The sequence below is a fragment of the Thauera linaloolentis 47Lol = DSM 12138 genome, from assembly GCF_000310205.1.
Classification (GTDB): domain Bacteria; phylum Pseudomonadota; class Gammaproteobacteria; order Burkholderiales; family Rhodocyclaceae; genus Thauera; species Thauera linaloolentis.
This window is the reverse complement of the sequence record NZ_AMXE01000001.1, coordinates 35,749-48,587: the sequence shown is the minus strand read 5'-3', so window position 1 is coordinate 48,587 and position 12,839 is coordinate 35,749. Positions and strand designations below refer to the sequence as shown.

Here is a 12,839-nt window from a genome sequence, read left to right as displayed (position 1 = left end):
CCATGTGCGGCATTGCCGGCCTTTTTGATACCCGTGGCAAGCGTGACTTCGACCGTATGCTGATGCAGCGCATGAACGACATCCAGCACCACCGCGGTCCGGACGAGGGGGGCTACCACTTCGAACCGGGCGTCGCGCTCGCGCATCGCCGCCTGTCCATCATCGATATCGCCACCGGCCAGCAGCCGCTGTTCAACGAGGACGGCTCGGTCGGCGTCGTGTTCAACGGTGAAATCTACAATTTCCAGGAACTCGTGCCCGAGCTTGAAGCGCTCGGCTACGTGTTCCGCACCCGCAGCGATACCGAGGTCATCGTCCATGCCTGGCAGGCTTGGGGCGAGGATTGCGTGCAGCGCTTTCGCGGCATGTTCGCCTTCGGTTTGCACGACCGCAAGCGTGACACATTCTTCATGGCACGTGACCGCCTGGCGGTTAAGCCGATGTTCTATGCGCTACTGGATGACGGCACCCTTGCCTTCGGCTCGGAACTGAAGGTGCTGATGCAGCACCCCGGGCTCGATCGCCGCATCGATCCACTGGGCGTGGAAGAGTATTTCGCCTTGGGCTATGTCGCCGAACCGCGCACCATCTTCCTGGGGGCGAAGAAGCTCGGGCCGGGTGAATCGCTCTGCATCCGCCGTGGGCAGCCGATTCCCGAGCCCAAGCAGTACTGGGATGTCCGTTTCTCGCTCGACAACGACATCGGCCTGGTCGATGCCACTGCCGAGCTCAACGAGCGCCTGCGCGAATCCGTGCGTCTGCGCATGATCTCCGAGGTGCCGCTGGGGGCCTTCCTGTCGGGCGGGGTCGATTCCAGCGCCGTGGTCGCGACCATGGCCGGTTTGTCGGACGAGCCGGTCAACACCTGTTCCATCGCCTTCGACGATCCCAAGTTCAACGAGTCCGCGTTCGCGAAGATGGTTGCGGACCGTTACCGAACCAATCATTTCGTCGAGACCGTCAAGTCGGACGACTTCGATCTCATCGACACGCTGGCGGCACTGTACGACGAACCCTATGCTGACAGCTCCGCCATCCCGACTTATCGCGTGTGCCAGCTTGCGCGCAAGAAGGTCACGGTGGCGCTGTCAGGGGATGGCGGCGACGAGAGCTTCGGCGGTTACCGCCGCTATCGCATGCACCTGATGGAAGAGCGCATGCGCTCGGCGCTGCCGCAGGGCTTGCGCCAGCCGCTGTTCGGCCTGCTGGGCCGCGTCTATCCGAAGGCCGACTGGGCGCCACGCGTGCTCCGTGCCAAAACAACCTTCCAGGCCATGGCGCGCGATTCGGTCGAGGCCTATTTCCACAGTGTGTCGATCTTGCGCGGCGACATGCGCAGCAAGCTCTTCAGTGCCGATTTCCATCGCAAGCTTGGCGGCTACGATGCGCTCGACGTCTTCCGCCGCCACGCGGCCAAGGCCGACACCGATGATGCGCTGGCGCTGATCCAATACCTGGATCTCAAGACCTATCTCGTCGGCGACATCAACACCAAGGTCGACCGTGCCAGCATGGCCCATTCGCTGGAAGTGCGCGAGCCGTTGATGGACCACAAGCTCGTCGAGTGGCTCGCCACGCTGCCGTCCGGGCTCAAGATCCAGGGCAACGAGGGCAAGTACCTGTTCAAGAAGGCCTTGGAGCCCTTGCTGCCCAATGACGTGCTCTACCGGCCGAAGATGGGGTTTGCCGTGCCGCTTGCGCGCTGGTTCCGCGGCCCGCTCAAGCAGCGCGTCCGTGACGCAGTGCTGGGAGATACGCTGGCATCTACCGGTATATTCAACCGCGAGTACCTGCAGCATCTGGTCGATGCCCACCAGTCCGGTGCGCGTGACTATAGTGCGCCGCTGTGGACATTGCTGATGTTCGAAGCGTTCATGCGGAACCTGAATGGTAATGGAGTGCTTGTGCCATCTGTTGAGCCTGATGCCGCAGCGCTCGTTTGATTGGGTGATATTCATATGGTGAGGGGCTGCTCGGACGATTTGGCCGATGGCCGACAGTTTCCCGCCGGGCTTCTGCATTTCCCCCGGATGTCTGAGACTACTCGATTCGCATCCTCCCGTCCTTGGTCGGCCTAATCCGCCGCATAGCGGCGGTATGTGCTGAATTACGGTATTGCTGTACAGAGCTTGTGCATCATAGAGAGCATTTTCATGAAGCATCAGAACGAATACCAACAACACATCCATGTCTTTCGTGGCGTTGCGATCATCTTCATCGTCTTTGCTCACACCATCCCCTCGCTTGACTGGAGTGGCTGGCCGTTGACCGGCAGAGTGATCGACGCGATCGCAAACCAGAGCTCGATCTTCTTCTTTTTTATTGCAGGCTATCTCTTTCAGCACCTGAGCGCCCGCTTCTCCTTTTCGAAGTACCTCAAGCAGAAATTCAAGACGGTCATCCTTCCCTACATCCTGCTGTCCATTCCGGCGCTTTTTGTGTTTACCGTGCTCACGCAACGCACGGGAATGTGGCACTGGTTCTATGATCTCGAAATCTGGCAGCAACTGGTTCTGTTCATGCTGACAGGGAAGCATCTTGCTCCGCTCTGGTTCGTGCCGACCATTGCTCTTTTCTACTTGTTCGCTCCGCTGCTGATCTGGATGGACCGCAAGCGGCCAGAAGGCTATTGGCTGATCGTTCCGCTTCTCGTCCTTTCGACCTACCTCGGGCGCGATGGACCCTATGGGCCGATCGACAAGGCGATCTACCTTTTTCCTGTCTATCTGATGGGCATGGCGTTTTCACGCTTCAAGCAGCAGGCCATGTCTCTGGTGATGCGATGGTGGTTTGTCCTGCTTGTCGTCGCGTCGGTGTCGATCGCGGGCGTGGTGCTCGGTTGGTCCTCGCCGCCGTACTGGCAGATGCCGATGAAGGCGAGCCTGGCGCTGATCATGACCTGGCAGTTGTACCGCTACCATCACCTCTTCGGCCATCGCCTCGACTACATTGCCGAGGTCAGTTTCGGCATTTTCTTCATTCATGCTTATTTCATTTCGGCCATCAAGGTCGCGACTGTGTATGTGCTTTACGGAAAGGTCTACGACGGCCAGGGGGCTGAAGAAATTCCCGGAAATCTCTTGACTTTCGGTCTTTATGCCGCCCTTGTCATCGTTCTTACCGTTTCTGCGATCTGGCTGGCGAAGCGCATCCTTGGAAAGAATAGCCGTATGTTCATAGGCGCCTGAATGATGCGTATCCTCCATATTCTCGACCATTCCATTCCTCTCCACAGCGGCTACACTTTCCGTACCGCGGCGATTCTGCGTGGGCAGCGGGCGCTGGGCTGGGATACTTTCCACCTCACATCGCCCAAGCAGGGGGCGACCGCGGCCGATATCGAAGATGTCGACGGTCTACGCTTCTACCGTAGCCCGGTGCCTGAAACGGGCCCGGCAGGCATCAACGAACTGAGGTTGATGCGTGCCACCGAAACCCGCCTCGAGCAGCTCGCTCGCGAACTCAAGCCCGACGTCCTGCATGCCCATTCGCCCGTGCTCAACGCCATTCCCGTGATTCGTGTCGGCAGGCGTCTGGGCATTCCGGTGGTGTACGAGATCCGGGCATTCTGGGAAGACGCTGCCGTCGACCACGGCACGACCGCGGAAGGCAGCCTGCGCTATCGCGCCACGCGCGCGATGGAGACCTGGGCACTCAAGCGCATCGACCATGCGTTCACCATCTGCGAGGGCTTGCGCGCGGACATCGTGGCGCGGGGTATTTCCCCGACCAAGGTAACCGTCATTCCCAACGCGGTCGATGTCGACGGGTTTCAGCTGTCCGGCGAAGCCGATACCGGGCTGCGGCATGAACTCGGCCTGGAAGGCTGCACCACGGTAGGCTTCGTCGGCTCCTTCTATGCCTACGAAGGCCTCGATCTGCTGCTGGATGCTTTTCCCGCGCTGTTGCAGAAGCGCCCCGATCTGCGTTTGCTGCTGGTCGGCGGTGGGCCACAGGATGCCAATCTCAAGGCTCAGGCACAGCGGCTCGGTGTGGCCGACAAGGTCGTCTTCACCGGCCGTGTGCCGCATGGTGAAGTCAGCCGCTATTACGATCAGATCGACCTGCTGGCCTATCCGCGCCATTCGATGCGCCTCACCGAACTCGTTACTCCGCTCAAGCCGCTGGAGGCGATGGCGCAGGGGAGGTTGTTCGTGGCGTCCGATGTCGGTGGGCACAAGGAACTTATCAGAGACGGTGAGACCGGCAAGCTGTTCAAGGCCGGCAGTGCCGATGCGCTCGCTTCTGCGATCGACGAAATGCTGGCGCATCGCGAGCGCTGGCCGGAGATGCGCGCCGCGGGGCGGACCTTCGTGGAGAAGGTTCGCAACTGGAAAAACAGTGTTGCCAACTATGTGCCTGTCTATCAGGCACTCACGCAACGGAAAGGCGCATGACATTCGACGGGTTGCGCATCGTGCTTGTCGGCCCCCTGCCGCCGCCCGCTGGCGGCATGGCGAATCAGACGCGCCAGCTTGCCGAACTGTTGCGCGGCGAAGGTGCCACGGTCGAAGTGGTGCAGGTCAACGCACCTTATCGACCTGCCTGGGCGGAGCGGCTCAAAGGAATACGTGCGGTGTTTCGCCTGCTTCCCTATCTGGGCCGGTTGTGGCAGGCGTGCGGGCGTGCGGACATCGTGCATGTGATGGCCAACTCGGGCTGGTCGTGGCATCTTTTCGCCGCGCCAGCCATCCGGATTGCTGCCCTTCGGGGGAAGTCCGCACTCGTCAACTACCGTGGGGGTGAAGCCGGCTCTTTCCTCCGGACGGCGGCTGCCAGTGTGCGCCGTACGATGCGCCTTGGTGCTGGGCTGCTTCTGCCCTCGGGCTTTCTGCTTGAAGTTTTCGCGTCCCACGGCATGAAGGGCAGGGTTGTACCCAATATTGTCGACCTGCAGCGCTTCCATCCTGCGGAGGTCTATCCACCGCGATCCGCTGGCCCGCATATCGTTGTCGCACGCAACCTCGAACCGATCTACGGGATCGATGTCGCTCTGCGCGCCTTCGCCGTGGTGGCCGAGCAGGTGCCTGCGGCGCGTATGTCGGTGGCGGGCAGCGGCCCCTTGCGCGAGGAGCTTGGCGAACTGGCGGTGGCATTGGGCATCGCCGCCAAGGTGAGCTTCACAGGGCGCTTGGACCGTGACCAGATGGCCGCCCTCTATCGCGAAGCGGATCTCAGTCTAAATCCCAGCCATGTCGACAACATGCCCAATTCCGTTCTGGAGTCGTTGGCATGCGGTGTGCCGGTCGTCAGCACCAACGTGGGGGGGGTGCCGTTCATCGTCGACAACGAACGCACGGCGCTGCTGGTTCCTGCGCGCGACCATGTCGCCATGGGGCAGGCTGCGTTGCGTATCCTTACCGATGCCATGTGCGCCACGCGCCTGCGGACGGCCGGGCTTGCCGAAGTGCAGCATTATCGCTGGGAGGCCGTCAGGGATGTGCTACTGGCAGCCTATCGTGATGCGCTACCTGCGTCCGCGCCATTGACCGGCCCTGCGGCCTGATCGAGTACCTTGCCATGTCCGATTTCTACACTCGCATCGTTTCCGATGTTCTGTTTCCCCTGCAGGAGCGGCTGAAGAAACACGATACCGCGCGCGTGCATCGTCAGATGGATGCCTCGCAATGGTGGCCGCGCGAACGTATTCTCGCGTTGCAACTGCAGCGCCTGCAGGCGCTGCTGAAGTATGCAGACGCGCATGTGCCCTATTATCGCGGGCTGTTTGCGCAAACTGGCTTCGATCCGGCCAAGGTGCGAAGCGTGGCCGACCTGCAGTCACTGCCTTTCCTGACCAAGGCCGACATCCGTGCCAACAGCGATGCACTGCGCGCTGACAATGCCGTCGGCCTTGCCCGTTTCAATACGGGCGGGTCGAGCGGCGAACCGTTGATCTTCTTCATCGGCACCGAGCGTGTCAGCCACGACGTTGCCGCCAAATGGCGTGCCACGCGTTGGTGGGATGTCGATATCGGCGACCGTGAGATCGTCGTGTGGGGATCGCCGATCGAACTCGGCACCCAGGACCGCGTCCGGCTGATACGCGATGCGTTGATGCGGACCGAGTTACTGCCAGCCTTCGAAATGTCGGACGAAAAAGTCGATGGCTTCATTGCCCGTATCCGCGAGCGCCGTCCAAGGATGCTTTTCGGTTACCCTTCCGCCATCAGCCACATCGCGCTACGCGCCGAGCAGCGCGGAGTGAGGCTCGACGACCTCGGGATCAAGGTGGTGTTCTGCACGTCCGAGCGGCTCTATGACCACCAGCGCGAGACGATCACCCGCCTGTTCGGCTGCCCGGTGGCCAACGGCTATGGTGGACGGGACGCCGGTTTCATCGCGCATGAGTGCCCGAGCGGCAACATGCACGTCACGGCCGAAGACATCGTCGTCGAAATCATCGACGAGGCAGGCCGCGTGCTGCCGCATGGGCAGTCCGGAGAGATCGTCGTCACCCATCTCGCCACGCGGGACTATCCTTTCATCCGCTACCGGACCGGCGATATTGGCACTCTCGGCGACGAAGCCTGCCCCTGCGGACGCGGGCTCCCCATACTCAAGGACATCCAGGGGCGCAGTACCGATTTCGTCGTCGCCGAGGATGGCACCGTGCTGCATGGTCTATCGCTCATCTACGTGGTGCGTGACCTGACCGGCGTGCGCGCTTTCAAGATCGTGCAGGAAAGCCGCTCCCTTACACGGGTGCTGCTCGTGCCCGAGGCCGGAGCGAATACCGCGGGCATGGATGCCATCGTCATTGAGGGCTTCCGGCGCAGGTTGGGGGCAGGGGTGGACGTGGCGGTGGAGTTCGTCGAGAGCATTCCGGCCGAGAAGTCGGGCAAGTTCCGCTACGTGGTCAGCCATGTAGCGGTGCGTTGAGCGAGGCGTAAGCGATGCGTGATCTGCTGATCCTTGCCATTGTCGGTGTTGCTGCGGTTCTCGCTTTGCGCCGCCCCTGGGTTGGCGTGATGCTGTGGACCTGGCTCAGCCTGATGAATCCACACCGCTTCAGCTGGGGGATTGCCTATTCGGCGCCGCTTGCGGCCATTGCTGCCGGTGTCACGCTGGTCGGCCTGATGACGACGAAGGAGCGCCAGAGTCCGTTTCAGGGGCCACCGATCGTCTGGTTCTTCCTGTTTGCCTGCTGGATTACCCTTTCCTGGTTCTTCGGGATGGATCCTGGTGGGGATTACACGCAATGGAACAAGGTCATGAAGATCTATTTCATGACCTTCGTTGCGGGAATGCTGATCATCAACAAGATGCACATCATGGCCTTTGCCTGGGTCACGGTGGGGTCGATGGCCATCCTGGGCGTGAAGGGGGGCATATTCACTGTGCTTACCGGGGGCAATTTTCGGGTATGGGGGCCACCGGGGTCGTTCATCTACGACAACAATGAGTTCGCGCTGTCCCTGATCATGACGATTCCGCTGCTGCACTTCCTGCAATTGCAGGTCAAGTCGGCGTGGATGAAGCATGGCCTTTCAGCTGCCATGCTGTTTTGCGCCGCCGCGGCCATCGGAACGCATTCGCGCGGGGGGTTCCTCGCTATCGGCGCCATGTCGCTCATGTTCTGGTGGCGGAGCAGCCGCAAGGGGCTCATCGGGGGAATGCTGTTGTTTGCCGTGCTGATCGCCCTGCCGATGATGCCCGAGCATTGGTGGGAGCGCATGAACACCATCAGCGATTACCAGGAGGATGGGTCGGCGATGGGCCGCATCAATGCCTGGCATGTCGCCTATGGCGTTGCCAAGCACAACTTCTTTGGGGGGGGGATGACCTACCAGCACGAGGTGTTCTTCCTGCTGTACGGCCAGCACGAAACCATCGTGCGCGCTGCGCATAGCATCTATTTCCAGGTGCTTGGCAACCATGGTTTCCCCGGGCTGTTCCTCTTTCTCATGATCTGGTTCTCGACCTACCGGGTGGCAGGATGGCTGCGCAGCAATGCCCGAAGCCAGGAAGAAACGAGATGGGCTGCTGACCTGGGGGCGATGGTCCAGGTCAGCCTGGTCGGCTACGCGGTTGGCGGGGCCTTCCTCAGCCTGTCGTATTTCGATTTGCCCTACAACATGATGATTCTCGTCGTCGCTGCGAAAAAATGGGTCCAGACCCGCGGCTGGGAGCGTGATCCACAGGTACCGTGGCTTGAGTACATCGGCCTGCGGAAGCCTGCCAAAGCGCCGGCTGGGGCGAGGCAGCCGGGCACCGATCCGGCTCACGATGGTGTGAGGTGAATCCAGATGTTGATCCGTACCGTCCTATCCGCAGTGTCGCCCGCCGGTCGGAGAGCACGCCTCTCCATCCTGATCTTCCATCGCGTGCTGACCGAACCGGATCCATTGTTTCCCGGTGAAGTCGACCGCCAGCGTTTCGACGAACTGATGCGTTGGGTTGCCGGCTGGTTCAATGTCCTGCCGCTCGATGAGGCCGTCGGGCGTCTCGAACGGGGAGAACTGCCCGCACGTGCTGCGGCGATTACTTTCGATGACGGTTATGCGGACAACTGGCTCAATGCCGTGCCCATCCTGCAGCAGCACGGTCTGCATGCGACCTTCTTCATCGCTACCGGCTTTCTAGACGGGGGGAGGATGTGGAACGACACCCTGATCGAGTCGGTGCGTCATGCCGCCGTGCAGCAGATCGATCTGTCCTGGCTCGGGCTGGGGCTTCGGCCGCTGGTTTCGGTGGCGGACAAGCGGGCTGTACTCGAGGCATCGATTCCTGCCATCAAACACATGCCGGCTACCCAGCGGGCAGAGTCCGTCGCGTACGTGGCGGAAGCCTGTAAGGCAGCGCTTCCGGACGATCTCATGCTTACCTCCGCACAGTTGCGTGAGCTTCGCGCGGCAGGCATGGGGGTGGGCGCACATACGGTCAGCCACCCGATTCTTGCGCGGCTCGATGCGTCGTCGGCGTGTCGGGAGATGGCCGAGAGTCGTGACATCCTGCAAGGACTGCTCAACGAGCGCATCGGCCTCTTTGCCTATCCCAATGGCAAGCCTGGTCAGGACTATCTTCCGGAGCATGTCGAAATGGCCCGTTCCATCGGCTTCGATGCGGCCGTTTCCACGCATTGGGGGACGAGCAGCATGGGCGCCGACATGTTTCAGCTGCGGCGCTTCACGCCCTGGGATCAAAGGCGGAGCCGGTTCGGGATGAGGTTGGTACGCAATGCTGCCAGCCGTGGATGATGCCGTAGGTGTGTCCCTGCCGCTCGTCAGGAGGCGGATTTGCGCCGGGCCGCAATCAGGGCCCTGATCTTCTCGAGCACATAGGCTTCGGCTCCACGGCCGCGGCCGAACAGGGCCCAGAGTGCCAGGACCGTCAGCGTGTAGACGACGACACCAACCACCAACTTCGTGATCAGCAGCGGTAGAGCGCCCGCGGAGAGAGATTCGTCCAGAAGGTGCAGGGCACCCGCCATTGCTGCTGCGCCAAAGATGGGACGGCTGATCGTTGCGGCCATGTCGATTGCGGACAGACTCTCGAGAGCACGTGTCAGCAGCCAGAAGATCGTGAAAAGTCCAATGGTCACCGTTGCGAGCCTCATCATGGCCAGGGCGGATGCGCCCGCGTCCGGCAGGATTGTGAATGCGCCAATCACGAAAACGCCGATCTGCGCCCAGGAGATCAGGGCAATCTGGCGGACACGGCCGAGTGTGATCAAGACGTAGCCGCCGCTGGTCGTGATGGCCTGGATGGAACCGACCAGAGCGAGAATCTGGACGAATGGCACCGCGGGCAACCATTTTTCGCCGAGGAGCAGGCCGACTATCTCGGGGGCGACCATTGCAAGCCCGATGCCGGCAGGTATGCCGATCAGCGTCTGCACGCCTTGTGCCATCAGGAAGAGGCGCTTCAGTTCGGCGATGTTCTCCTTCGCCGCGACGAAGGCTGGGAACAATGCCCGGTTGATGGGCGCGAGCAACTCCGTGGAGGGCATGGCAGAAATCTCGTCCGCCAGGGTGTAGCCGCCCAGCACCGCGCTGTCCGCGCGCCGTCCGACGAGGATCTTGTGCAGATTGGTGTCCAGATACTGGCCGCTGCTGCGTACCAGCATCCACTGCGATACAGCAAAGATCTCGCCGAACTTCTCCACGCTGATACGCGGCCGCATCGGGTGCATGCGGTAGCTGACCAGCATGCCGATCACTCTGCCTGTCAAGGTGCCGATGACCAGAGCCCAATAGCTTTGCATCAGGAAAGCGGCGCTGATCGTCGCGATGAAGCCGACGATGCGTTTCAGGAACATGAACCGGAAATCCAGTCCGAATTGCATCTTCTTCTGGAACTCGATGATGCCGATGTTCTCCAGGCCGGCGATGATGATGCTTGCCGAAAGAACCTGCATGACGGGAATCACGCGGGCGTCGCCGAAGTACTCGCCCGCCAGGGGGGCACCGAGAAAAATGATGCTGGCGGCGACGGCTGACTGCAGCAACCGGAGCGTCCATGCAGTGTCGTAGTGTGCGGATGTCGCCTTGGGATTCTGGATCAGGGCGACGTTTACGCCGAGATCGAGCAGGACGTCCAGGAGGCCGATGGCCAGGGAGGCCATGGCGATGATCCCGAAATCCTCGGGGGCCAGCAGTCGGGCAAGGATCAGGGTGCTGACCAGGCCAATGAGCCGGTCTGTCCAGCGCATTGCTACGGAGAGCATTGCGCCCTTGAATACGGTTGTCTGGCCGGGTACTGGTGGCATGGTGATGATGGGGTATCTAGGTGATGGGGCAGAGGAGGGCAGCCACTTGCCGGAGGACGATGGGTGATTTCGCCGAAAAAATCATGTCGCCTCTGAACGGGAGGGAGCCTGGAGTCGTATTACCGGGGTTTTGGCGCCATCAGCACTGACGTGGATGTAGGGCGGTGCAGGCAGAAACGAGACTTGCAGCCTGCCGACCACCACGAAAGTGGCAGAACAGAGTTTCGTTATCCCAAGACGCTTGTGCGCGGCAATGGATGCGACATTGAACGAGGAAATGCGGGACAGGCTCCAACGCACGCCTTGCTCGGCGAGATGAGCGTTTGCAGCATCCCAGAGGCGTGCGAAGGTGCGGCCGATTCTGTATCGGGGCTCCACGTAAATATCGTAATCCCATGCGCACGACGCTTGTGGTTCGAGTTCATAACGGCAGCGCACTTCGTCTTCATCGTAAGCGTTGCGTGCTAGCCACAGGAAACCGGAAAACTGTCCGTCATGCTCTGCTGTGAAACAGGTCGCACCGTTTCGGAAGCGCTGGACGATTACATGGGGGGGGCGCGGAAAAGCCTTTACGATGGGGTCATCCAGATTGATCGCACGCACCAGCGACTTCGACGAAGCACGGACGGCAGGCTCCGTATGGGCCCGGACAGGCTGGGCAAAAAAATGATAACGCGCGATGAGCGCGCGGTTGCCGCTGGCTTTCTGAAGAGTACGATTCACCAGATAGAGCAAGCCGTTTGCGACGCCCAGGGTACTCAGCGTCTTGCATACGCTAGATGGGCTCACGCGTTCTTGTCGGATACGTTGCTCGCAGCATGCAGAATGCGAGCCAGTTCCTGTGTACGTCCTTGGCGTGACGCATTGATTATTGCAGCCTCGGATGCATGTGTTCCCGAGTTTGGGTTCTTGTAGAAGCGTGTCAACAGTGCGGCAATGGCATGCCTGTCGTCGAGTGGCGCAATGGCATCGATGCCCGCATTGCGGCAAGTGATCCCGGTATCTCCAGCAGGATCGGTCAGTGCGAGCATTGGTCGTCTAGCCCGCATGTATTCGTAAAGCTTGGCGGGGATCTGCGCGTTGCAATTGCCTGCTTGCAGGATGAGCAGCGCATCGGCCTGCAACATCTCGGCGAGGGCCTCACGATAAGGGATCGCGGGAAAAACTTCGATTGCGTCTTCCACGCCGTGGTGACGTGCGAGCTCATGCAGAAGAGCATCGTGCACTGGGGCGCGGAAGCGGATTCGCAGCTGGGCATAGGTTTCAAGGTCGGATTGCTTGAGCCATTCAAGCGCAGCAAAAAGCGTTCTGGGATCACGTTCGCTGGGATAGACGATCCCGCTGTGAAGCAGGGTGAGCCTGCCTGGGTTCAGCACACCGCTAGCTTGCCCACTTGTTGCCGAGAAGGTTTCCTCGTCGTAACCGTTCTCGAGCAGATGTGTGCTGTTGACGAGTTGTGGATAGCGCTGCCTATAAAGAGCAAGGGCGGAAGGTGTCGTAAACGTGCTGGCTGTGGCCGCGGTGAGAGCCTGCGATTCGATCCGTGCGAAGCTGTGCCACGTGGCGGGGTCTTTCGGATAGCCGTCCTGGGCCATCGGGTCGCGAAAATCGGCCACCCAGGGCAGGCCGCTGCGCCGATGAAGCGCGAGGCCGATGAGATGGGCGGTTGCGATCGGGTAGGTGGACCAGATGGCGTCCGGCCGCAGTTCGCGGATGAGGCGCATGCCTTGGCGTACGGCGTCGTACTTCCAGCTCAGCCAGCGATCGGGGCGGGCGAGGGCGCCGATGTAGCGGCCGCCGATGGCGAAGTGGCGGGCGGTATCCCAGGCTTGGGCGCGTACCACTCGCAGGCCTGGCGCCATGTCCTGGAGCTGGTCGTCGCTGGTGCGCTCATAGGCGCGCGGATGGGCGCTGAGGATGATGGGCTCCCAGCCATTGTCGGGCAGGTAGCGGGCGAAGCGCAGGGTGCGTTGGATGCCGCTGCTTCCCGCAAGAGGGGGAAAGTGGAAGGCGATCATCAACAAGCGCTTCATCGTGTGACATCCGTAATAAAGTATGGCCCCGGTGGTGGCTTAGACTTTCGCCCACCGTGGATTAGGGGTAAGCCCCTATAATAGCAATCCGTTGAGGG

The 12,839-nt window shown here is 61.1% G+C and carries 10 protein-coding genes; 7 read left to right on the top strand and 3 right to left on the bottom strand.

What is annotated here, in order from left to right:
- Positions 1-2: 2 nt before the first annotated feature.
- From C666_RS00190 to C666_RS00160, 7 genes are all read left to right on the top strand, one after another.
- Positions 3-1,943 (top strand): XrtA/PEP-CTERM system amidotransferase, encoded by a 1,941-nt coding sequence (locus C666_RS00190; RefSeq protein ID WP_004332305.1) that lies wholly within the window; start codon positions 3-5, stop codon positions 1,941-1,943.
- Between the two features lie 210 nt (positions 1,944-2,153).
- Complete coding sequence (locus C666_RS00185; protein WP_004332303.1) at positions 2,154-3,188, top strand: acyltransferase family protein; 1,035 nt, start codon at positions 2,154-2,156, stop codon at positions 3,186-3,188.
- A gap of 3 nt (positions 3,189-3,191) precedes the next feature.
- The gene (locus C666_RS00180) at positions 3,192-4,397 is read left to right on the top strand and encodes a TIGR04063 family PEP-CTERM/XrtA system glycosyltransferase (RefSeq protein WP_028792188.1); all 1,206 of its coding nucleotides are present in this window, start codon (positions 3,192-3,194) and stop codon (positions 4,395-4,397) included.
- Positions 4,394-5,506, top strand: coding sequence for a glycosyltransferase family 4 protein (locus tag C666_RS00175; RefSeq protein ID WP_004332299.1), 1,113 nt, complete (start codon positions 4,394-4,396; stop codon positions 5,504-5,506). The genes C666_RS00180 and C666_RS00175 overlap by 4 nt, the downstream gene beginning before the upstream one ends.
- A gap of 14 nt (positions 5,507-5,520) precedes the next feature.
- Positions 5,521-6,879: a phenylacetate--CoA ligase family protein gene (locus tag C666_RS00170; RefSeq protein ID WP_004332297.1), complete on the top strand. Its 1,359-nt coding sequence runs from the start codon at positions 5,521-5,523 to the stop codon at positions 6,877-6,879.
- Positions 6,880-6,893: 14 nt separating this feature from the next.
- Complete coding sequence (locus tag C666_RS00165) at positions 6,894-8,240, top strand: putative O-glycosylation ligase, exosortase A system-associated (protein WP_004332294.1); 1,347 nt, start codon at positions 6,894-6,896, stop codon at positions 8,238-8,240.
- 6 nt (positions 8,241-8,246) lie between these two features.
- A complete protein-coding gene (locus C666_RS00160; RefSeq protein WP_004332292.1) occupies positions 8,247-9,197 on the top strand; it encodes a polysaccharide deacetylase family protein in 951 nt (316 codons plus the stop codon).
- Between the two features lie 26 nt (positions 9,198-9,223).
- On the opposite strand, the gene C666_RS00155 is transcribed toward C666_RS00160, so the two are convergent.
- From C666_RS00155 to C666_RS00150, 3 genes are all read right to left on the bottom strand, one after another.
- Positions 9,224-10,666 carry a lipopolysaccharide biosynthesis protein gene (locus C666_RS00155; protein WP_086013340.1) on the bottom strand — a complete coding sequence of 481 codons (1,443 nt, stop codon included), beginning with the start codon at positions 10,664-10,666 and terminating at the stop codon, positions 9,224-9,226.
- 123 nt (positions 10,667-10,789) lie between these two features.
- Entirely contained in the window at positions 10,790-11,443 is a 654-nt protein-coding gene (locus tag C666_RS19435; protein WP_211206693.1) for a GNAT family N-acetyltransferase, read from the bottom strand.
- Positions 11,444-11,493: 50 nt separating this feature from the next.
- Positions 11,494-12,741, bottom strand: a complete 1,248-nt coding sequence (locus C666_RS00150) for a glycosyltransferase (RefSeq protein WP_004332286.1) — start codon at positions 12,739-12,741, stop codon at positions 11,494-11,496.
- Positions 12,742-12,839 lie beyond the last annotated feature (98 nt).